This window comes from Micromonospora taraxaci (assembly GCF_007830095.1).
GTDB lineage: Bacteria > Actinomycetota > Actinomycetes > Mycobacteriales > Micromonosporaceae > Micromonospora > Micromonospora taraxaci.
This window is the reverse complement of sequence record NZ_VIWZ01000001.1, coordinates 2,471,528-2,490,965: the sequence shown is the minus strand read 5'-3', so window position 1 is coordinate 2,490,965 and position 19,438 is coordinate 2,471,528. Positions and strand designations below refer to the sequence as shown.

The window sequence follows — 19,438 nt, the reverse complement described above, 5'->3', positions numbered from 1 at the left end:
CACCTATCCCTTGACTGCGCCGGAGGTCAGACCGGACACGATGCGACGCTGGAAGAAGAGGACGAACAGGATGATCGGCACGGTGATCACCACGGCGGCGGCGCAGATCGCCCCGGTGGGGTCCTCGAACTGCGACGCGCCGGTGAAGAACGACAACGCTGCCGGCACCGTGCGGGACCGCTCGGTGGAGGTCAGCGAGATGGCGAACAGGAAGTCGTTCCAGCAGAAGATGAAGACCAGGATCGCCGTGGTGAACAGCCCGGGCGCGGCCAGTGGCGCGATCACCCGCCGGAACGCCTGCCCCTGGGTGGCGCCGTCCATCTTCGCTGCCTTCTCCAGGTCCCACGGGATCTGTTTGAAGAACGCCGACAGGGTGTAGATCGCCAGCGGCAGCGCGAAGGTGATGTACGGCAGGATCAGCCCGGGCCAGGTGTCGAAGATCCCCAGCTGTCGCTCGATCTCGAACAACGGCGACACCAGTGACACCTGCGGGAACATCGCGATCAGCAGGGAGATGCCGACCAGCAGTTTCTTGCCGGGGAAGTCCAGCCGACTGATCGCGTACGCGGCCATCGCACCGAGCACCACCGCGATCAGCGTGGCGATCAGGGCGATGCCGATGGAGTTGACGAGGGCCCGGACGAACTGGTCGGTGTCGAAGATCGTCCGGTAGTTGTCGAGCGTCCACTCTCGTGGGATGAAGTTCCCGTCGGTGAGGGTGGCCGGCGTCTTGAACGACAGCGACGCGATCCACAGCACCGGGACGAGCGCGAAGACGACCACGAGGACGTCGAGCAGACCCCAGCGCAGCTTCGCCCTGCCAGTGGTTTCGACAGACATGTCAGCGCCTCTCCCCGTCGTCGCTGCCGGGGGCAGCGGTGCCGAACAGCTTCACGAAGACGAACGCGATGATCGCCACGGTGATGAAGATCAGGACCGACATCGTCGAGCCGATGCCGAGGTTGAGGCCCCGGAGCAGGTTGTTGTAGGCGAGCATCGACACCGACGACGTCTCGTTGCCTCCGGCGGTGAGCACGTAGATGTTGTCGAAGACCCGGAACGCGTCCAGGGTGCGGAAGAGCAGGGCGACCAGGATCGCCGGCTTCATCACCGGCAGCATCACCTTGGTGAACTTCTGCCAGGCTGTCGCACCGTCGGTCGAGGCGGCCTTGAGCAGGTCCTCCGGCACCAACGCCAGCCCGGCCATCAGCAGCAGCGCCATGAACGGCGTGGTCTTCCAGATCTCGGCGAGCATGATGATCGCCAGCGAGCTGGCCCGCTCGGTCAGCGGGGCGCCGTCGCTGAACAGGTCGGCGAGGTAGCCGGTGCCGGGCGTCCAGGCGTACCGCCAGGAGAACGCGGCGACCACTGTGACGATCCCGTACGGGATGAGCGCCGAGGTCCGGACCAGGCCGCGCCCGACCAGGGTGCGGTGCATGATGATCGCCAGGCCCATCCCGAGCACCAGTTCCACGGCCACGGTGACCACCGTGATCAGCGTCGTCACCCCGAACGCGGTCCACCAGAACTCGTTGGTGAGCACCGTGACGTAGTTCTCCAGCCCGATGAACTCCCGTTGGTCGGGGAAGCGCAGGTCGAAGCGCTGCAACGACAGCCAGACCGAGTAGATGATCGGGTACGCGGTCACCAGGACCATGACCAGAGCGGCGGGCGCGCAGAGCAGCCAGCCGAGCCGTCGTTCGGCCTTCTTGTTCGCGCTCAGCGGCGCCTTGCGACGGCTGCCGCGTTGGGCGGGCACTGTGGGTGTCGTGGTCTTCTCGACGGTGTCCGCGCTCACGGCAGCACCCCCTTCGACTGGAGGGCGTCGGCGATGGCCTTGCGCAGCTCGTCGGCGGTCTGCTGCGGGCGGATCCCCGACGGCGGCGACAGGATCGCCGACATCACTGTGGAGATGCTCTGGTAGGCGGGGGTGAGGGGACGCGTCGCCGGGTCCTTCAGCTCCTCCAGGATGGTGTCCTTCATCGGGTACGCCTCGGTCATCTCCGGGTCGTCGTAGACGGCCTCGATGGTGGGCGGCACGCCGTCGTTGATGGCGGAGAACTTCTGGTGTTCGGCGCTGCGGATGCACCGGGCCGCCTCGAAGGACAGCTCAGGATGCTTGGAGTAGGAGCTGACCGCCAGGTTGACGCCACCGATGGTGACCTTGCTGGGGGTGCCCTCGTCGATGCCGGGGATCCGCGCCCAGCCGACCTGCTTGGCCAGGTCCGGGTTCGCCTCCTGAAGCGCCGGGTAGACGAACGGCCAGTTCACCTGGAACGCGCCGGCGCCGGACTGGAACTCCAGCCGGACCGGGTCCTCGGTGGCGTTGCTGAACGACGGCGAGGTCACGCCCGACGTGGCGAAGCGCTTGAGCTGCTCCAACGCCCGGACCGCGCCCTCGTCCATCGCCGCCTTCGAGCCGTCGTCGGTGAGGATCTTCCCGCCGGCGCTCTCGGCCAGGGTGTTGTAGAGGACGACCAGGCCCTCGTACTGGGCGCCCATGGTGAGCACCTGGTACGGCTTGCCCTGGTCCTTGAGCTGCTGGGCCGCGCTGATCATCTGGTCCCAGGTGGTCGGCGGCTGCGGCACCAGGTCCTTGCGATACCAGAGCAGCTGGACGTTCGTGTTCTTCGGGGCCGCGTACAGCTTGTCCTTGTAGCGGGCGGTCTCCAGCGGCCCGGCGAGGGTGCCCTGCTCGGCCTCGGCCTTGTCCTGGCCGGTCCACTCCCGGATCCACTTGGCGCTGGCGAACTCCTGGGTCCAGGTCACGTCCAGGCCGAGCACGTCCATGCCGGTGTCCTCGGCGGCGAGCCGGCGCACCATCTGCACCCGCTGGTCGTCGGCCTGCCGGGGCAGCACCCGGTAGGCGATCTCGTACCGTCCCTGGGCCTGCGCGTTGCAGTCGTCGACGACCTTCTGCAGGTTCTGCTCGGGCGGGTAGTACAGGTTGATGGTCGGTGTGCCGACACCACCGTCGTCGCTGCCGCACGCGGCCAGCGGTGCGGCGAGCGCCAGCGCGGCGGCCGCCGCCCCGAGCCGCACAGTCGGCCGGCGTCGGTGTCGAGCCGCTTCGGGGTCCGTCATCGCCCTCCCCCTCTCTTCGGCGAAACCGGGGAGGGGCATCCGTGCCCCGGCGCACGGCGAGACGGTTCCGAGCCGGTGAGCTGCGAAAACTCCGGCGCGGACGCTCTGTAACGGCTACTCTGCCCCGCCCGTGAAGTCGCGAAACCTGGCTGTCACAGCGAGCATGCGCACCGCCACCGGCCCTCTGTGCCCCACGCCCCGACGCCGCTTGATCGACTCGGCCGCCCTGGGCCGGCCACACCACGAGGGCATGATCAACTCGACTTCCTGGAAGGCGCGCTATCACCGTGCTAAGGAGGCCCGCCTTGCAGAAAGCGGAGTCGATCAGACCCGCCTGACGGTTGATCCATTGCTGGGATCGTCCACGGCGGGCCGAGCGTCAGCCCCGGGACCTGGCCCAGGAGAGGAAGCGCTCGGTCATCCGGATCGGCGGATGATCCGGGTGGAGTTGGGTGAGCTGGTTCGTCGCCTCGTGCATCAGAGAGCCGAGGTAGATCAGCAGTGCGGTCCGCTCGGTCCGGTACTCCGTCAGCAGAGCGAGCTTGGCCGGTTGGCAGGGCCACTCGATGCCACAGTTCCGGCACCGCCACAGCGGGCGCATGGCAACGTGCGGGACGGGCGGCCGGACCACCATCACCGCCACCGCGCCGAGGGCGCCTTGACTATCGGGGTGAGCACAGTGACCTCCTCGGGGGCGGGGAAGGGGCCGCTCCCGCAAGGGGGAACGGGAGCGACCCCGGGTGCAGGGCCCACCGCCGCCATTCCGGCCACCGGCGGACCCGCCACTGGTGACAGTCTGGTGATGACGCGACTACCGTCGATACGTGCTCGCGCCATCCGTGCAGCTCAGCGGTCCAGGTGAGCACTCATGAGGGACACGCCGAGCCAGACTGAGCGAAGGTTGGGGAACCGATGGGGACTGTCACCGACTACGTGCTGGAGGAGTTGCGTCTGCTCCGGGCGGCAACTGGGCTCAGTCAGGACGACTTCGGCCGGGGCATCGGTTATTCGGGTTCACACGTCAGCTCGGTGGAGACCGGCGGGCGGCCACCCACGAAGGAGTACATGAGGGTTGTCGACACCCACCACCAGACCGGCGGGCGCTTCCTGCGCATGCTGGAGGGGTTGGCCCGGCTCGACGCCGAGCCGGCCTGGTTGCGCGAGTGGATCGAGTTCGAGCGGGAGGCGACGACGCTGCGCTGGTTCGAGTTGGCGTACGTGCCGGGCCTGCTCCAGACCGAGCGGTACGCTCGCGCGACGCTGGCCGGTGGCCGTTTCGACGCCGAGGACGTGGACCGGATCGTCGCCTCCCGGCTGGAGCGCCAGGCGATCCTGCACCGCCCGCGCCCGCCGCAGCTCATCGCCGTGCTGGACGAGGCGGTGCTGCGCCGGCCGGTGCTCGACCAGCCGGGTCTGATGGTCGAGCAGTGCGAACACCTCGCCCAGTTGACGGCGGCGGAGCATATCCAGGTGCACATCGTCCCGACGGATGCTGGGATGTATCTGGGAATGGGCGGCCAGTTCATCATCGCCGAGATGCCCGACGGCGAGCGCGTGACCTATGCCGACAACCAGCTCACCGCGCAGATCGTCGATGCACCGACCGACGTCGCTAAGCTGGCGAAGACGTGGGAGATCGTGCGAAACGAGGCGCTCCCCCGCCGGCAGTCAACCGAGCTGATCAAGGAAGTGGCGAAGTCATGGGCATGCTGACCCCACAGTGGCGCAAGTCGACCCGGTCCGGTGGCAACGGCGGAGCCTGCGTCGAGGTCGCCGACAATCTGCCGACCGTGGTCCTGGTGCGCGACACCAAGGACCGCGACGGCGGCACCCTACGCATCGACCCGGCGGCCTGGAAGGCCTTCGTCGGGTACGCCAAGCAGCACTGACCACAACCGACGAGAAGGCCCCACCCGGAGGGCCTTCTCCTCGCATCCCCCGGGCTCGATCACGCCCTACCGGCCCGGGAGCCGGACAACAGCGGCGGAGTTTCAGCTCGCTACCACCGCTGTCCGCGTTCCCGGCTGGGCGCCGGGGCGGGCGAGCCGGATCGCGGCGCCCGCGAGCACGACCCCGGCGATGGTCAGGGCGAGGATCTGCCAGGCCGGCCCGAACGGGTAGTAGGCGCCGGGGGTGAACGCGCTGTGCACGGTGAAGACCGGGCCGACGTCGCCGTGGTCCCGGAAGGCCCGCAGCACATTGCCGTAGAGGGCTGCCGCTGGCAGGGCGAGCGCGATCAGTGCCCCGACCCAGAGCCCGGCGGCGTTACGCCGCCGTTCGGCCGACGCCTCCACGATCCGGTACGCGAGGGCCGCTGCGATCAGCCATCCGACGAGGAGTCCGAGCACGGTGCCCGTCACGATCAGCGGCAGGAACGATGCTCTGCTCTGCGACCAACCGATGACGTGGACAGAGCCGCGGTCGGCGGTGAGGTAGGCCCGCACCTGGAGTGTCAACCCGCCCGAGCTGGCGCTGAACGTCGAGTTGCGCATCGGGAGGTCGACGCGGGATCTGGTGTCGGGGTTGAACGTGACCGCCCGCCCGTCGATCGGTGCGATGTCGGAGACCGACCACCCGTCAGCCGCGAACCGCTGCCGAGCCTGCTGGGCGTCCCAGGTGCCGCCGACAACGGTGGTCGTCGAGATCGATCCTTCCTGCCACGGCGACGGGATGCGCATCTGGACGGTGTCACCGGTGGATCCGCTGGCCCGCTCGGCCAGGGCGGCGATCGCGGCGTCGTCGGGCAGGTCCGCGAACGTCTGCGAGCCCGCCCATGACCCGGCGGCCGCACCGAACGCACCCATCGTCAGGGCGAGGAGGACCGCCGCGATCACCGGGAGTGGCCCGCGCGCGGGCAGCCGGAGCCGCTGTCGCAGGCCGCTGGCGACCAGGTGCAGGGCCTCGCCGGGCCGGGGGCGGCGCTGGCCGGGGACCGCCATCTCCAGGAGCGTGGTGATCATCTCGGAGCCGTACCGCCGCCGGTGCCGGCCCGGGTACGCGAGCAGCAGCTTTCGGTAGTGGCGTTCGAGACTGCCCTCGTCGCTCGACCACACGGCGGCGGTCACGCGATCACCGTGCCAGAGTCCAGGGCACCGCCGAGGCGCTTGCCCAGCTGGGTCTCGGCCGCCGTGGCATGCCGACGCAGTCGCTCGGCCCGGGCTCGCAGAGCGACCGCCCCTGCCTCGGTGAGTCGGTAGTAGCGGCGCAGCCGCCCGTCGACGACCTCCTCCCGGTCGACCTCGATCAGGCGTTGCTCGACCAGGCGGTCGAGTGCGCCGTAGAGGGTGCCGGGCCGCAGCTTCACGTCGCCCGCCGACAACTCCTCGACCGCCTGGACGACCCCATAGCCGTGCAACGGCTGCCCGGCCAGAGCGGTGAGGATGAGGAAAGTGGATTCATGCATGCCTGGATAGTACGTGCGACGTTATATAACGGCAAGGATGACGTTCAGCGCGCGCGCCCAGCGGCTCCTGCCGGACAGGTGCGCACGGACCAGGCATGATGGAGCGGTGCTGGCCCGATTCAAGGACCTCTGCCTGGACGCCGCCGACCCGCTCGCACTCGGCGGCTTCTGGGCCAGGATGCTCGATGGTGATGTGGCCGACGCCGGTGACGACGACACCCGTGTGGACCCTCGCTCAGCCCGCTCGAACGCCGAGTCGATCTGGGTGAACAAGGTGCCCGAGCCCCGGGTCGGCAAGACCCGCGTACACCTGGATCTGCGGTTGGCCGACGCGGGCCCGGTCGCGCTGCTCGCGGACGGCGCCCGACTGGTCCGCGAGCCGAGCGGTGAGGCGACCTGGTGGGTGCTGGAAGACCCGGAGGGCAACGAGTTCTGCGCGTTCCCGGCCCGGGAGGGCACCCGGCCGGGCCCGTTCGAGCTGGTCGTCGACTCGACCGACCCGGTTGCGCAGGCGACCTGGTGGGCCGGGGTGGTTGGCGGCACCGTCGAGGACGAGGGGACCTACGCGGGGGTGGTCGGCGCGTCCGGGTTCCCCTGGGACTACTGGGTGTTCGCCGAGGTGCCCGAGCCCAAGACGGTCAAGAACCGGCTGCACTGGGACGTCGACCTGGTCGACCCGGAGCCGACCGCGCTGCTCGCCGCGGGCGCGACGCTGCTGAGCGAGCCTCTCGACGAGGCGCACTGGTGGTGGGTGCTGGCCGACCCGGAGGGCAACGAGTTCTGCGCATTCGCACCGCGACCAACCGGGTGAACGACCGACTACCCAGCGCGGGCGGCGTCGACTAGCGTTTTCCTAGCGCCGCAGCCAGCGCGTTCGCCGCCGCCGTCGACACGCCTCGGCCGACCCCCACCTGCCCGATCGGTTGGTAATCGCGGGAACGTCGCACCGCCGCTCCCCCGGTTCGGCAGGATCGTCCCAACGAGGAGGTGCCGTCGTGCAGGACACCCGCGCTCTCGCCCTGACATTCGAGGTGAGCGGCCTGCCACCGGTCAAGACCGAAGCGTTGTCCATCTTCGCCGCCGGGCATCGCCAGGCGACGAGGGTCCGCACCCTGCTCCAGGCCGCTCTCACGGCGGCCCAGCGCACCGGCTGGACGCCGTTGCCCGGGCCGGTCGAGGTCGACCTGGTCCTGCGATGCCCGCCCGGGCACCGTACGGTCGACGCCAGCACCCTGCTCGGCGGCGTCTGCGCCGTCCTGCAGGACAAGAAGCGGGTGTCGTCCATCGGCCTCAGCCACCTCGGCGTCCTGGTGGACGTCGCCCTCTACGACGACGACCGGCAGATCCGCCGACTGTCGTACCACGAGGAGCCGGCGGAGGACTTCTCATACCAGGTGCGGGTCGCCGCCGTACCGAACGGGGTTTGACCGACGTCCGCGGTGGGGTACCGCGGACGCCGACGAAGGGAGCACCGATGTCGGAGCCACATGTCACGCTCGACCCACGCGGGCTCGACCCTGTGCAGCAGAAGCTGCGCGGCCCGCTGGAGGAGCAGCTGACCTCGGCGCTTCAGGCCGCCACCGACCGGGTCCGTGCCGACTACTCCGGCGAGCCGGTCGAGCAGGTCTGCCAACGACTGTTGGAGGAGACCCGCTCCGGGTTGCATCCCGACATCGCGGCCGGGTTCAACCCGGACATGGACGAGTTCTGCCGGGTGGCGGTGGCGATCGTCCGACGTGAGGCGTCCTGAGTCGCCGACAGCTCTCAATACCGGCCGAGCTGGGCGTACGGGCTGAGCACGATCCGGGGCGAGAGCGCCGGGTCGAGCCAGGTGAGCACGTCGACCAGGTGGTCGCGGGCCAGCGAGACGCAGCCGGCGGTGGCGTTGCCGCCGCTGGTGCTGAACTGGTGCAGGAAAATGCCGCTGCCCGCGTTCGGCACCGGCGTCGCCACGTTCGGCGGCATGTTGTAGGTGATCACCGCGAAGTGCGTGTACGCGGGGGTCTCCTGCCACAGCGCCTCGCTGGCCCCGCCCGGGTTCGTCGAACTGTGCTGGAAGGTGTTGTAACGCGCCGACGACGGGTTCTCGTTCCACCAGTCACCGCTGACCAGCCGGTGGTACGGATAGCGCACACCGGGGTTGGCGGCGATGCCGTACATGGTCGGGCCGATCGAGTAGACCCCGGTGGGAGTGGTCGGCACCCCCTCCACGTGGTTGTCGCTGAACCCCTTCGAGCCGATCCGCGCGGGCAACGGCGACGAGGCGGGCTGCCAGCGACCCCGGACCTTCACGTACGCCTCGAGGGTGGCGTACGTCGTGGTGTAACTGGTCGCGCCCACCACGATCACCTGCCTGGTCTGCGTGGGCAGGGTGGTCAGGCGGGCGGCCAGGTTGCGGCGTGGCACCGTCGAGCGGGCGCGGCGCGGAGCCGGCACGGTGGCCCCCCACGTCGGGGCCGGCGGCCTGGTCGCGCCGAGCGCCGGCGCGGTCGGGATGAGCACGGCCGGCGCGGTGAGGCCCGCCGCGGCGCCCAACAGGAGAGATCTGCGCTTCATTCCGCCATCCTGACCGTCGGCCCGGCTCGTGTCTGCCCCACGCGCCGGAGGTGGTGTGTGCGTGGTCGGGTCAGGACCGGGTCCGCAACTACCCGGCCCTGACCCCCGGCCGTCCGATGGGTGAGCGGACAGCTCCGGCACCTCGTCGCCCAAGCGTGCACGGGGCGAGCCGCCGCTCTGCACTCAGCTCCACGGTGCCCACCGACCCAAGGCCGGCGCGCCGGCATCCCCGGTGGGGCCGGCAGCGCCGGCACAGGTTAGGCGGGTCACGGCGGGCCGGACAAGCCACGACCGACCTCCGGCGGCGGTCTGACGTCACGCTGAAAAAACGGCATCTCGACGTAACGAGATGATTATCGCCGGCGCTGTCGTGGTTCTGGACGGCTGCGGCGGTCAGAAGTGGCGGAGCAGGTCGCGGAACGCGGCCAGCCGCAGGACGCCGTCGTCGGTCGGGTCCAGCTCGTCGTCCTCCAGCACCCAGGTGTTCTCGTTCGGGATGAACACCGCGTTCAGCCCGGCCGCCCGCGCCGGCAGGATGTCGGACTTCGGGGAGTTGCCGATCATCCATGCGGTGGACGGATCGAAGCCGTGCTCCCGGACCAGCCACCGGTACGTCTCGGCGTTCTTCTCGGGCACGATGTGCGCGGCCCCGAAGTGGTGCAGCACGCCGCAGGCGTCCAGCTTGCGTTGCTGTTCCTCCCGGTCGCCCTTGGTCAGCAACAGCAGCTCGTGCCGGCTGGCCAGGTCGTCGAGCGCCTCGGCCACCCCGGGCATCAGCTCGACCCGGTGTTCCACGAGCGCCACGGCCAACCGGTCGATCTCCAGCCGCTCGGCCTCGGTGGCCGGCCGTGCGCGCAGCCGCTCCAGACACTCCCCCAGGCTGCGCAGGAAGACCTTGCTGCCGTACCCGTGCGCCACCGCGTTGGCCCGCTCGATGTCGTCGAGGACGGCGCGCAGCGCGGCCCGGTCCAGTGTGGGGTGGTCCAGCCAGGACAGGAAGTCGTCGATCACCCGCTCGAAGACGACGTTGTTCTCCCACAGGGTGTCGTCCGCATCAAAGATCAACACCTTCGCCTGCCGCCGCGCCGCCGTACCGTCCGTCATCCCGGGTCCCCCTCATGTTCAGAGCCGCACAGCCCGAGGGGCAGGATAGGCGCGAGATGGACGCCCATGTTTCCCATTTTCGCCGAACGATCTCGGCGTGCCGGCCGTCTCCAGTCAGGTAGCAACGATCGTCCCGGCCCGACAGGTTCGACCACCCGAGGAGTACGGCGTGTTCACGATGAGAGTGGTCATCGGCGCGGCACTGCTGGCGTGCACCGGCGCGCTTGTGGCGTGCGGCACCGACACCGCCAGGAAGCCAGGTGCCGCGGCGGGTACACCAACGCCCTCCGCCCCTGCGGCGGGCATGCCGCCATCGTCGTCGGCTCCGCAGGTCGACCCGCTGCTGTCTGGCAAGCGCGAGTTCACGATCGTGCGAGTGCAGGGATCCGGTAGCGAGCTGGAACTCAGCGGTCGGCTCGAGGAGGGCGGTGACACCGGCGGACGCGTCCTGTTCGCGTTGACCCCGATCGGCGGCGACCGGTACGTGTTCAAGGCGTTCGGTCCGCGGGACGACCACCCCGCCAACGACGAGCCATCCTGCTGGCAGGTCAACGGCCTGGACATCGAGCCCGAGCTGACCATCCAAGCCGCCGTATGCGACGAGGACGACCCGATCCAGCGGTTCACGATCACCGCCAAGGGCGACGGCACGTACGCGATCGGCAGCGAAACCCGCTTTCTCCAGCACGCCCCGGGCAACGGTCTGGTCCTCAAGGAGTTGGGCAACGCGTCACCGGGCAGCACCTTCCGGTTCGTCGACAAGGGTCCGGCGGACCGCCAGCCCGTCAACTGACCGCCTGGTCGTCACGGCCACCGCAACAGCCGTTGAGCGATCAACGACTCCCGCTCCTCCTGCCCGTCGGGTCGGAGTCGCCCACCGCGGGTCAGCATCACCACGCCGTGCAGCAGGCTCCATCCCACCTCGGCGAGGGTGTCCGGGTCCCGTCCCTCGGCCAGGGGTGTCAGGGCCGCCCGCAGCTCGGCGAAGACCGCCCGCGGCGCGGCCGGCACACCATCCGCGCCGAGCGCCAGGTCGGGGGTCAGCGCGAGCATCGCGTCGTAGACCTCCGGATTCGTGTACGCGAAGTCGAGGTACGCGGTCGCGACCGCCGGCCAGGCACCGTCGGGGCTGTCCACCGCTTCGGCGTGTGCCTCCGCCAGATCGGCGGCCAGGTCGGCGAACGCGCACACAGCGACGGCGGCGAGCAACGCCTCCAGGTCGGCGAAGTGTCGGTAGACGTCGCCGATGTCGATCCCGGCCCGTTCGGCGAGCCGGCGGGTGCTGACTCCCGCCCAGCCCTCCGCCTCAGCCAACTCACGCGCGACCGTGACGAGAAGGTCACGCCGGTCCTGTTCGGTGGCCTTCTCGGCAGGTCCGGGCACGCCCACGAGCGTAAGCCCGCACCCCTCCGGTAGCCGCGTGGTGACAGATTGGTGACTGTCCGGCGCAGGCTCGGGCCGGTGGTGAGCTTCGGTCCCGGTACGCCACAGCCGTCCTCGTGGCTCGTTAGGCCAGGGGATCATCCGCGACGGGAGGCACATGGTGGTTCGGCGGCACCGAGCCGTGGCAGGTCGATGAACGGGAAACGGCGAATGCCACTGGTTCGCGGCGAAGCCACTCTCCAGCGGGCGACATTCCTGGAGCTCTTCCTCGACCTGGTCTTCGTCTTCGCCCTCACCCGCATCTCCGGACGCGTGATCGACGACTTCACCGACGGCCAGCGTGGCGTTCTCGCGGGTCTCGGTCAGGCGCTTCTGCTGTTCCTGGCGCTCTGGGCCGTCTGGTCGTTGACCGTCTGGTCGACCAGCTGGCTGGACCCGGAGGCACCGGTGGTCCAGACCGTCATCGTCATCACGATGCTCGGCGCCATGACGATGGCCGTCGCGGTGCCCGACGGCTTCGGCGCGCGGGCACCGCTCTTCGCCATCACCTACGTGTGTCTCCAGATCGGGCGCGTGGTCTATTTCCACCTCGCCGCACACGGCCAGCCCGATCCACGGCAGACCCTCCGCGTCCTGATCTGGTTCGGTCTGAGCGCGCCGCTCTGGGTCGTCGGTGGCCTGGCCGACGACGGCACGATCCGAGGATCACTCTGGTCGATCGCCCTGCTGATCGACTACGGCGGGCTGGCCCTCGGCTGGCCGACTCCCCGGATCGGCAGGCAACGGATCGGCGGCCGGATGATCGCCGCCGAGCACCTGTCCGAGCGGTACCAACAGTTCCTCCTCATCGCGATCGGTGAGGCGATCTTCGTCATCGGGGTGGCGTTCAGCAGCAGCGAATTCCACGTCAACCAGGCCGCCGGCTTCGTTCTCGCACTGGCGAGCACCGTCCTGCTCTGGCGGATCTACTTCCACGTCGCGGGAAAGGTGCTGGACGCCGCCGTCGGCCGCTCCCGTCACGCCGATCGACTCGCCACCGACATGGCGTTCGCCCACCTCACCATGATCGCGGGAATCGTCCTCACCGGCGTCGGCTTCGAACTGTTCATCACCGAACCCCTCGGGCACCTCCCGGCGGCCTGGCTCATCGCCATCCTCGGCGGTCCGGCGCTCTTCCTCGCCGGACGATCGGCCCTCGAATACCAGGTCTTCGGTCGGGTCTCCCGGTCCCGGCTGGCCGGCCTCCTCGCCCTCGGCCTGCTGGTGCCGGTCGCCGTGCACCTCGACCCGCTCACCGCCGGGGCGGCCGCTGCCGTGGTGCTCCTCGGCGTCGCGGGCGCGGACGCACGACGCTCCCGCCACCGGTCGCCGGAGACGCCCACACCTCCGTACTAGATGCCCGTCCTCAACGGCGCAGGCTCGTCTCACGCTGCATGTGCGACAACTTCTCCGGGTTACGCACGGCGTAGAGCGCACTGACGAGACCGTCGTCAATGCGCAGCGCGACCACCGTGTCGATCTCGCCGTCGAACCGGAGCACCAGCGCCGGGTAGCCATTGACCTGGGCTGGCCGCAACGACATGGCGGCGGCCCTGGCCTCCGTGCTGGCCAACAGCCGGGCCACCTTGTCGGCCCCGACGACCGGCCGCAGCATCGCCTGTTTGATCCCGCCGCCGTCGCCCAGGAACACGGCGTCCGGCGCGAGAACGTCGAGCAGGCCCTGCACGTCGCCGGTCTCCACGGCCCGTCGGAACGCGTCGAGCGCGCGCCGGGTCTCGGTCGGGGAGACCGTCCCGCGAGGCCGACGTGCGGCGACGTGCGCCCGCGCCCGATGGGCGATCTGGCGGACGGCGGCCGCACTCTTGTCTACAGCTTCGGCGATCTCGTCGTAGCCAAGGTCGAAGACCTCGCGGAGGACGAACACCGCCCGCTCGGTCGGCGCGAGCGTCTCCAGCACCAGCAGCATCGCCATCGAGACACTCTCGGCGAGTTCGACGTCGTCGGCGACGTCGGGCGCGGTCAGCAACGGCTCGGGCAACCAGGAGCCGATGTACGACTCCCTGCGCCGCCCAACCGTCCGCAGCCGGTTCAGCGACTGGCGGGTGGTGATCCGGACCAGGTACGCGCGCTGGTCCCGCACCGCCGAGAGATCCGCGTCCGCCCACCGCAGCCAGGTCTCCTGGAGTACGTCCTCAGCGTCGGCGGCCGAGCCGAGCATCTCGTAGGCGACCGTGAAGAGCAGGTTCCGGTGGGCGACGAACGCGTCGACGGCGGGGCCCGCCCGGCCGTCCTCGGTCATGGCTTCGCTCCCCAGGTCTGGAATGTGCCCACCACGTCTGGCTCCAGTCTCGTCGATCCCGATGGCATCGCCCACGAGACACCGGTCCCGTGCCGTCTGTGACACCGGGCAGGCGTGGGCCGCGTCACCCCGGCACCTCCGTCACAGCGAGCGGGTCGGCGGTGTCTCGTGGTCGACCAAGACGAAAGGAACCTCATGAACCTGGCACTGTGGATCGCGGCCGGACTGCTGGCCGCAGTCGCCCTGGCCGGCGGCGTCACCAAGACGTTCGTACCCAAGGAGAAGTTGGCGGCTACCAACGGCGGCGGGTGGACCGCCGACGCCAGCGTGGGCTTCGTCAAGACCCTCGGGATCCTCGAAATCCTGGCCGCGGTCGGCCTGATCCTGCCCGCCGTGCTCGACATCGCACCGGTGCTGGTGCCGGTGACCGCCCTCTGCTGGGTCCTGCTGATGGTCGGCGCCATGATCACCCACCTGCGCTACAACGAAGCGAAGTTCATCGTGGTGAACCTGCTCTACCTCGCGGTGGCCGCCTTCGTCGCCTGGGGTCGGCTCGGACCCGAGCCCTTCGGAGGCTGACCGGATGTCATGATCTGTCGATGTCCCCATGGGAGGTCGTCACGCGCGTCATGGTGCCGATGCTTCTCGTCTTCTGGGCCGGATTCATGTTCGTCGGCGTGTTCTCCGACCGGCCCGAGACGTTCTCCCGGCCGCGCGGCTGGCAGTGGGCGTGGGTGGGTCTGTGGCTGATGACGGCTGGCGAGGCGGCGTTCGGTGACGATCGACCATGGGTCGAGCGGGCGTGGAAAGGTGTCGTCGCACTGCTCCTCGCCCTCGCCGTCGCCGTCGCGGCAGTCCGCCGTCACCGGTGGAAGGCCAGGCAAGCGGAGGCGGACGGCTGACGTGCCCCGGCGGCTCGGCGATCAGCGGTCCGACAGCGCCTTGATGCCATGGGTCGTGAGCAGCGCGGGCATCGGGTCGACGAGGTGCCGCCGCCGGGGTCGCCAGATGCGGCCAGCGCCCAGCCGCACCACCGACCCGACCCGCAAGATCCGCACAATTTCGCTGATGTTGCTGCCTGCAGCCGTCTTGAGGCAGCAACATCAGTGAAGTCGCGCGGATCTTGCTCGTTGTCGCTCCGATCACATCGTTTGACTTGAAGCGCTTGAAGTTGGGGACGCTTCAGCCATGGCAGCGACGAAGGCGGATCGGGAGCGGACAGAACCGCCCCTGACTATCCAGGAGATGGCCCAACGGTCGGGCTTCAGTGAGCCGACGCTGCGGTATTACGAAAAAATCGGCCTGCTCGGCCCGGTCCCGCGCGACGACAGCAGCGGTCACCGCCGCTACCACGCCGCGCTCGCCGAACGCGTCGACGCCCTGGCCTGCCTTCGGTCGTCCGGGATGAGCGTCGCGGAGATGCGCCGTTACCTGACGCTGCTCGACGAGGGCGGCCGCGCGGCGGCTGCCGAACAACGTGACCTCTTCGCCCGGCACGCCGACCGGCTGTCCGGGGAGATCGAGCGCCTACGGGTACGGCAGGCCTACATGCACAGCAAGGCGGACATGTGGGACGCGCGGTACCGGGGCGACACGGATGCCGAGGAGCGCGCGATCGAGCAGGTCGAGCACGTACTTCGACGTTTCTGAGCAACGATGGGACAAACAATGCCGAACGACATCCAGCTTCACTCCACCGACGACGCCCTGGTGTTGGTGACCGGTGCCACCGGCCACGTCGGCGGGTACTCCGTCGCCCGACTGCTCGATGAGGGCTACCGGGTGCGGGTCAGTGTCCGCGAGGCGGGCCAGCGCGACGAGGTGCTCGACCGGGTTCGACAGGCCGGCGTGAACCCGGACGGCCGGGTCGAGTTCCGGGCTGCGGCCCTGTCCGCCGACGAGGGCTGGGCCGAGGCCACCGACGGGGCACGGTACGTGCTGCACCACGCATCGCCGTTTCCGTTCACCCCACCTGAGGACGACGACGAGGTGATCCGGCCCGCCCGCGACGGGGCGCTGCGCGTCCTGCGGGCCGCCCGCGAGACCGGGGTACGACGGGTGGTCCTGACCTCGTCGTACGCGGCGGTGGGTTACACGGTGAAGCCCGACGGTCGGTACAGCGAAGCGGACTGGACCAACGTGGACGACGACATCCCGGCGTACCACCGGTCGAAGACACTCGCCGAGCGCGCGGCGTGGGACTACGTCCGGGAGAACGGCGGGGTCGAGCTGAGCGTCGTCAACCCGACCGGCATCTTCGGGCCGCTGCTGGGGCCACGGGTCTCCGCGTCGACCGGCCTGGTGCAGGCGTTCCTTAACGGAGCGATGCCGGTCGTACCCCGGATGTACTTCGGGGTGGTGGACGTCCGCGACGTGGTCGACCTGCACCTGCGCGCGATGGTGCACCCGGACGCCGCCGGCGAGAGGTTCATCGGTGTCGGGGGCCCACCGATCAGCTTCCTCGACATGGCACAGATGCTGGCGCGGCACCTGCCGAGCCTGGCCGACCGGGTGCCCGCGCGGGAGCTCACCGACGAGGAGGTCCTACGGGCCGCCGCGACCGAACCGGCCCTGCGCGAGGCCGCCGCTCTTCGGGGCCAGGTCCCGGTGATCAGCAACGACAAGGCGCGTACGGTGCTCGGCTGGCGCCCCCGCCCGGTGCAGACCACCATCACCGAAACGGCCGACAGCCTCATCAAGCTCGGCCTGGTCGCCCCCTGACCCACCCGGGCCACCCCGCGCGCAGAACGCACCGCGCACCCGCACGCGCCCCCACGCCCCACGCATGATCGTGCTCGATCCAGGATGTAGTGGCCTCCTGCTCCGGTCGACACCACTACAACAAGGATCGAGCGCGATCATGCCGCTCACCGCCCGCAAGATCCGCGTGCGGGGACCTTAGCGGCGCAACGTGAGGATCAGGTCGGCCACCAGGGCGGTCCAGCCGGTCTGGTGCCAGGCGCCCAGGCCGGCCCCGTTGTCGCCGTGGAAGTACTCGGGGAAGGCGATCAGGTCGCGCCAGTCCGGTTGGGTCTGGAACATCTGCGCGGCGCCGTAGATCGGCCGGCGACCCCAGTCGTCCTGAGTGAACAGCGAGATCAGCCGGGCGGAAAGGTCGTCGGCGATCTCGTCCAGGGTGCGCTTCACGCCGGAGCGGGTCGGGTACTCCACCTGGAGGTCGTCGCCGAAGAACGCCGCGTAGTCACGTAGCGCGCTGATCAGCAGAAAGTTCGTCGGCATCCAGATCGGACCGCGCCAGTTCGAGTTGCCGCCGAACAGACCGCTCGTCGACTCGGCCGGCTCGTAGCCGACGGAGAACTCCTGCCCGCCGAGGGTGACCGAGAACGGTTTGTCCAGGTGCGCGCGGGAGAGCGTACGCAGGCCGAAGTCGGAGAGGAACTCGTCGGGGTCGAGCATCCGGGCCAGGAGCCGGACCACCTGCTCCGGGCCGACCATGGACAGCAGCCGTTGCTGCCGGCCGTCGGGGCCCAACCGACGGGTGCCGATCACCTGGGCGTACTCCGGGCGGTTGGTCAGGAACCAGCGCAACCGCGCGCCCAACTCCGGCAGACGGTGCAGCGTCTTCGCGGTGAGCCGGGTGGTGGCGGCCAGCGGCAGCAGCCCGACCACCGAGCGGACCTTCAGCGGCACCTTCGTACCGTCGGCGAGGCGCAGCACGTCGTAGAAGAAGGCGTCCTCCTCGTCCCACAACCCCTGCTCGTACGCGGCGGCGGCGATGTACGCGAAGTGCTCGAAGAACTTGGTGGCGGTGTCCACCCAGGTCCGGTCGTGTTCGGCGAGCACGATGGCCATGTCGAGCATGTTCAGCGCGTACATGCCCATCCAGCCGGTGCCGTCGGACTGCTCCAGCACACCGGCCACCGGCAGCGCCGCCGAACGGTCGAACGGCCCGACGTTGTCCAGCCCGAGGAAGCCGCCCTCGAAGACGTTGTTGCCGCCGGTGTCCTTGCGGTTGACCCACCAGGTGAAGTTGAGCAGCAGCTTGTGCATCACCCGGGCCAGGAACTCGTAGTCCCGCCCGCCGTCGATCTCGAACACCTTCAGCGCCGCCCACGCGTGCACGGGCGGGTTCACGTCACCGAACGCCCACTCGTACGCCGGGATCTGCCCGTTGGGGTGCAGGTACCACTCGCGGAGCAGGAGCAGCAGTTGGTCCTTGGCGAAGCCCGGGTCGACCCGGGCGATGCTCACGCAGTGGAAGGCCAGGTCCCAGGCCGCGTACCACGGGTATTCCCAGGGGTCGGGCATGGAGATGACGTCGAAGCTGGTCATGTGCCACCAGGCGCTGTTGCGCCCGTGTCGGCGGCCGGCCGGCGGGGTGGAGCCGGGGTCTCCTTCGAGCCAGCGTTTGACGTCGAAGTGGTAGAACTGCTTGCCCCACATCAGTCCGGCGATGGCCTGCCGTGCCACCAGCGCCTCGTCGGGGGTGGCGGCCGGCGGGATGATCCCGGCGAAGAACCTGTTCGCCTCGGCCCGCCGCGCCCACACCACGGCCTCGAATCCGGCGCTGAGGTCGGCCGGGGGCGGCGGCGCGGCGGCCGGGGGCGACGCGGTGCGGGTCAGCCGCAGCCGGATCTGACGCTGCTCGCCGGCCGGCACGTCGAGCACGTAGTGCAGCGCGCCCTTGGTGCCCTCCCGGTCGGGGTTGACAGTCGCCGCGCCGTTGACGACGTGGTCGTTGATGCCGTCCTTCGGGTACGGGGAGCGGCCGGGTAGGCCCCAGAGACGTTCGGCGTTGGTGTCGTTGTCGCAGAGCAGAGGCACCGGGCCGCCGTCGCCTTCGAGCAGCAGTTGGCCGAGCACCCGGTGCTCGCCGACGAGCCGGGTGCCCTGACCGGTGATCCGGGGGATCCGGTCGCCGCCGGGCAGGCCCCACGCCCAGGTGTTACGGAACCACAGGGTGGGCAGGACGTGCAGGGTGGCCGCCTGGTCGCCCCGGTTGGCGACGGTCACCACCATGCAGATGTCGGTCGGGGACGCCTTGGCGTAGTCGACGGTCACCGCCCAGTACCGGTCCTCGTCGAAGATCCCGGTGTCCACCAGCTCGTACTCGGTGTCGTCGCGGCCTCGCAACGCGTTCACCGCGACGAGTTCGTCGTACGGGAAGGCGGCCTGGGGGTAGTGGTAGCGCCAGCGCATCCAGGAGTGCGTCGGGGTGCTGTCGAGATACCACCAGTACTCCTTGGCGTCCTCGCCGTGGTTGCCGCCGTCGCCGCCGAGGCCGAACATCCGCTCCTTGAGGATCGGGTCCTTGCCGTTCCAGAGCGCGAGAGCGAAGGCGAAGGTCTGTCGGTCGTCACAGACGCCGGCCATTCCGTCTTCATTCCACCGGTAGGCTCTGGACCGCGCGTGGTCATGCGGGAAGTAGTCCCAGGCCGTACCGTGCTCGCTGTAGTCCTCCCGTACCGTCCCCCACGCCCGTTCGGACAGATAGGGACCCCATGCACGCCAGTCCTGCTCCCCCGAGTCGGCCTGGGCGAGGCGGAGCCGCTCAGCGTCGGGTGGCGAGGCGTCGGAGGACGATCGGTCAGTGATCACGTGCACATCCTTGACGTCGCCGCGGTACTTGACCACAGCGGCCATTCTCG

Annotated in this window: 23 protein-coding genes; 11 read left to right on the top strand and 12 right to left on the bottom strand. The window is 69.7% G+C overall.

All coding sequences use genetic code 11. The features are described 5' to 3' along the window. Positions 1-3: 3 nt before the first annotated feature. The 4 genes from FHU34_RS11710 to FHU34_RS11695 form a co-directional block, all read right to left on the bottom strand. Entirely contained in the window at positions 4-840 is an 837-nt protein-coding gene (locus FHU34_RS11710) for a carbohydrate ABC transporter permease (protein WP_088988673.1), read from the bottom strand. Position 841: 1 nt separating this feature from the next. Then, positions 842-1,798, bottom strand: coding sequence for a carbohydrate ABC transporter permease (locus tag FHU34_RS11705; RefSeq protein WP_145779979.1), 957 nt, complete (start codon positions 1,796-1,798; stop codon positions 842-844). Beyond that, the gene (locus FHU34_RS11700; protein ID WP_145779978.1) at positions 1,795-3,084 is read right to left on the bottom strand and encodes an ABC transporter substrate-binding protein; all 1,290 of its coding nucleotides are present in this window, start codon (positions 3,082-3,084) and stop codon (positions 1,795-1,797) included. The genes FHU34_RS11705 and FHU34_RS11700 overlap by 4 nt, the downstream gene beginning before the upstream one ends. Before the next feature lie 379 nt (positions 3,085-3,463). Then, positions 3,464-3,718: a flavin reductase gene (locus tag FHU34_RS11695; RefSeq protein ID WP_145785548.1), complete on the bottom strand. Its 255-nt coding sequence runs from the start codon at positions 3,716-3,718 to the stop codon at positions 3,464-3,466. 278 nt (positions 3,719-3,996) lie between these two features. On the opposite strand from FHU34_RS11695, the gene FHU34_RS11690 reads away from it, so the two are divergent. Then, positions 3,997-4,797 (top strand): helix-turn-helix domain-containing protein, encoded by an 801-nt coding sequence (locus FHU34_RS11690; RefSeq protein WP_145779977.1) that lies wholly within the window; start codon positions 3,997-3,999, stop codon positions 4,795-4,797. After that, complete coding sequence (locus tag FHU34_RS11685; protein WP_145785547.1) at positions 4,791-4,973, top strand: DUF397 domain-containing protein; 183 nt, start codon at positions 4,791-4,793, stop codon at positions 4,971-4,973. Before FHU34_RS11690 ends, FHU34_RS11685 begins: the two co-directional genes overlap by 7 nt. A gap of 102 nt (positions 4,974-5,075) precedes the next feature. Here FHU34_RS11685 and FHU34_RS11680 read toward each other — a convergent pair whose 3' ends face one another. Both FHU34_RS11680 and FHU34_RS11675 read right to left on the bottom strand, forming a co-directional pair. After that, a complete protein-coding gene (locus FHU34_RS11680) occupies positions 5,076-6,149 on the bottom strand; it encodes a hypothetical protein (protein WP_145779976.1) in 1,074 nt (357 codons plus the stop codon). Beyond that, positions 6,146-6,487, bottom strand: coding sequence for a PadR family transcriptional regulator (locus FHU34_RS11675; RefSeq protein ID WP_145779975.1), 342 nt, complete (start codon positions 6,485-6,487; stop codon positions 6,146-6,148). Before FHU34_RS11675 ends, FHU34_RS11680 begins: the two co-directional genes overlap by 4 nt. A gap of 37 nt (positions 6,488-6,524) precedes the next feature. Here FHU34_RS11675 and FHU34_RS11670 point away from each other — a divergent pair, with 37 nt between their 5' ends. The 3 genes from FHU34_RS11670 to FHU34_RS11660 all read left to right on the top strand — a co-directional run bounded on the left by FHU34_RS11670 (position 6,525) and on the right by FHU34_RS11660 (position 8,237). Further along, complete coding sequence (locus FHU34_RS11670; RefSeq protein WP_145779974.1) at positions 6,525-7,298, top strand: VOC family protein; 774 nt, start codon at positions 6,525-6,527, stop codon at positions 7,296-7,298. Between the two features lie 184 nt (positions 7,299-7,482). Further along, a complete protein-coding gene (locus tag FHU34_RS11665) occupies positions 7,483-7,914 on the top strand; it encodes a RusA family crossover junction endodeoxyribonuclease (RefSeq protein WP_145779973.1) in 432 nt (143 codons plus the stop codon). Positions 7,915-7,961: 47 nt separating this feature from the next. After that, on the top strand, positions 7,962-8,237 hold the full coding sequence (locus FHU34_RS11660; RefSeq protein ID WP_145779972.1) for a hypothetical protein: 276 nt from the start codon (positions 7,962-7,964) through the stop codon (positions 8,235-8,237). A 14-nt stretch (positions 8,238-8,251) separates the two neighbouring features. Here FHU34_RS11660 and FHU34_RS11655 read toward each other — a convergent pair whose 3' ends face one another. Then, positions 8,252-9,043: a L,D-transpeptidase family protein gene (locus FHU34_RS11655; RefSeq protein ID WP_145779971.1), complete on the bottom strand. Its 792-nt coding sequence runs from the start codon at positions 9,041-9,043 to the stop codon at positions 8,252-8,254. 393 nt (positions 9,044-9,436) lie between these two features. Continuing rightward, entirely contained in the window at positions 9,437-10,147 is a 711-nt protein-coding gene (locus FHU34_RS11650) for an HAD family hydrolase (protein WP_145779970.1), read from the bottom strand. A 169-nt stretch (positions 10,148-10,316) separates the two neighbouring features. Between FHU34_RS11650 and FHU34_RS11645 the strand changes: the two genes are divergently transcribed. Next, positions 10,317-10,940 (top strand): hypothetical protein, encoded by a 624-nt coding sequence (locus tag FHU34_RS11645; RefSeq protein WP_145779969.1) that lies wholly within the window; start codon positions 10,317-10,319, stop codon positions 10,938-10,940. An 11-nt stretch (positions 10,941-10,951) separates the two neighbouring features. Here the strand turns inward: FHU34_RS11645 and FHU34_RS11640 are convergent, their stop codons facing one another. After that, positions 10,952-11,530, bottom strand: coding sequence for a TetR/AcrR family transcriptional regulator (locus FHU34_RS11640; RefSeq protein ID WP_244311618.1), 579 nt, complete (start codon positions 11,528-11,530; stop codon positions 10,952-10,954). Positions 11,531-11,740: 210 nt separating this feature from the next. Between FHU34_RS11640 and FHU34_RS11635 the strand changes: the two genes are divergently transcribed. Further along, positions 11,741-12,925: a low temperature requirement protein A gene (locus FHU34_RS11635; RefSeq protein WP_167524800.1), complete on the top strand. Its 1,185-nt coding sequence runs from the start codon at positions 11,741-11,743 to the stop codon at positions 12,923-12,925. A gap of 10 nt (positions 12,926-12,935) precedes the next feature. Here the strand turns inward: FHU34_RS11635 and FHU34_RS11630 are convergent, their stop codons facing one another. Next, on the bottom strand, positions 12,936-13,829 hold the full coding sequence (locus FHU34_RS11630) for an RNA polymerase sigma-70 factor (RefSeq protein ID WP_145779966.1): 894 nt from the start codon (positions 13,827-13,829) through the stop codon (positions 12,936-12,938). 195 nt (positions 13,830-14,024) lie between these two features. Between FHU34_RS11630 and FHU34_RS11625 the strand changes: the two genes are divergently transcribed. Both FHU34_RS11625 and FHU34_RS11620 read left to right on the top strand, forming a co-directional pair. Beyond that, positions 14,025-14,408 (top strand): DoxX family protein, encoded by a 384-nt coding sequence (locus tag FHU34_RS11625; RefSeq protein WP_145779965.1) that lies wholly within the window; start codon positions 14,025-14,027, stop codon positions 14,406-14,408. Positions 14,409-14,428: 20 nt separating this feature from the next. Beyond that, a complete protein-coding gene (locus tag FHU34_RS11620; RefSeq protein ID WP_145779964.1) occupies positions 14,429-14,731 on the top strand; it encodes a hypothetical protein in 303 nt (100 codons plus the stop codon). A gap of 21 nt (positions 14,732-14,752) precedes the next feature. Here FHU34_RS11620 and FHU34_RS34010 read toward each other — a convergent pair whose 3' ends face one another. After that, positions 14,753-14,887, bottom strand: a complete 135-nt coding sequence (locus tag FHU34_RS34010) for a hypothetical protein (RefSeq protein WP_280116477.1) — start codon at positions 14,885-14,887, stop codon at positions 14,753-14,755. Between the two features lie 187 nt (positions 14,888-15,074). Between FHU34_RS34010 and FHU34_RS11615 the strand changes: the two genes are divergently transcribed. Continuing rightward, complete coding sequence (locus FHU34_RS11615; RefSeq protein ID WP_244311617.1) at positions 15,075-15,479, top strand: MerR family transcriptional regulator; 405 nt, start codon at positions 15,075-15,077, stop codon at positions 15,477-15,479. A gap of 18 nt (positions 15,480-15,497) precedes the next feature. Further along, positions 15,498-16,550: an NAD-dependent epimerase/dehydratase family protein gene (locus FHU34_RS11610; protein WP_145779962.1), complete on the top strand. Its 1,053-nt coding sequence runs from the start codon at positions 15,498-15,500 to the stop codon at positions 16,548-16,550. 177 nt (positions 16,551-16,727) lie between these two features. Here the strand turns inward: FHU34_RS11610 and FHU34_RS11605 are convergent, their stop codons facing one another. Beyond that, a complete protein-coding gene (locus FHU34_RS11605) occupies positions 16,728-19,433 on the bottom strand; it encodes an MGH1-like glycoside hydrolase domain-containing protein (protein WP_145779961.1) in 2,706 nt (901 codons plus the stop codon). Between the last annotated feature and the right edge of the window lie 5 nt (positions 19,434-19,438).

What these genes read in the sequence shown, in the direction of transcription:
- FHU34_RS11710 (WP_088988673.1), bottom strand. Translation starts at nt 840, where the DNA reads ATGTCTGTCGAAACCACTGGCAGGGCGAAGCTGCGCTGGGGTCTGCTC.
- FHU34_RS11700 (WP_145779978.1), bottom strand. Translation starts at nt 3,084, where the DNA reads ATGACGGACCCCGAAGCGGCTCGACACCGACGCCGGCCGACTGTGCGG.
- FHU34_RS11695 (WP_145785548.1), bottom strand. Translation starts at nt 3,718, where the DNA reads ATGGTGGTCCGGCCGCCCGTCCCGCACGTTGCCATGCGCCCGCTGTGG.
- FHU34_RS11690 (WP_145779977.1), top strand. Translation starts at nt 3,997, where the DNA reads ATGGGGACTGTCACCGACTACGTGCTGGAGGAGTTGCGTCTGCTCCGG.
- FHU34_RS11685 (WP_145785547.1), top strand. Translation starts at nt 4,791, where the DNA reads ATGCTGACCCCACAGTGGCGCAAGTCGACCCGGTCCGGTGGCAACGGC.
- FHU34_RS11675 (WP_145779975.1), bottom strand. Translation starts at nt 6,487, where the DNA reads ATGCATGAATCCACTTTCCTCATCCTCACCGCTCTGGCCGGGCAGCCG.
- FHU34_RS11670 (WP_145779974.1), top strand. Translation starts at nt 6,525, where the DNA reads ATGACGTTCAGCGCGCGCGCCCAGCGGCTCCTGCCGGACAGGTGCGCA.
- FHU34_RS11660 (WP_145779972.1), top strand. Translation starts at nt 7,962, where the DNA reads ATGTCGGAGCCACATGTCACGCTCGACCCACGCGGGCTCGACCCTGTG.
- FHU34_RS11655 (WP_145779971.1), bottom strand. Translation starts at nt 9,043, where the DNA reads ATGAAGCGCAGATCTCTCCTGTTGGGCGCCGCGGCGGGCCTCACCGCG.
- FHU34_RS11650 (WP_145779970.1), bottom strand. Translation starts at nt 10,147, where the DNA reads ATGACGGACGGTACGGCGGCGCGGCGGCAGGCGAAGGTGTTGATCTTT.
- FHU34_RS11635 (WP_167524800.1), top strand. Translation starts at nt 11,741, where the DNA reads ATGCCACTGGTTCGCGGCGAAGCCACTCTCCAGCGGGCGACATTCCTG.
- FHU34_RS11630 (WP_145779966.1), bottom strand. Translation starts at nt 13,829, where the DNA reads ATGACCGAGGACGGCCGGGCGGGCCCCGCCGTCGACGCGTTCGTCGCC.
- FHU34_RS11625 (WP_145779965.1), top strand. Translation starts at nt 14,025, where the DNA reads ATGAACCTGGCACTGTGGATCGCGGCCGGACTGCTGGCCGCAGTCGCC.
- FHU34_RS11620 (WP_145779964.1), top strand. Translation starts at nt 14,429, where the DNA reads ATGTCCCCATGGGAGGTCGTCACGCGCGTCATGGTGCCGATGCTTCTC.
- FHU34_RS11615 (WP_244311617.1), top strand. Translation starts at nt 15,075, where the DNA reads ATGGCCCAACGGTCGGGCTTCAGTGAGCCGACGCTGCGGTATTACGAA.
- FHU34_RS11610 (WP_145779962.1), top strand. Translation starts at nt 15,498, where the DNA reads ATGCCGAACGACATCCAGCTTCACTCCACCGACGACGCCCTGGTGTTG.
- FHU34_RS11605 (WP_145779961.1), bottom strand. Translation starts at nt 19,433, where the DNA reads ATGGCCGCTGTGGTCAAGTACCGCGGCGACGTCAAGGATGTGCACGTG.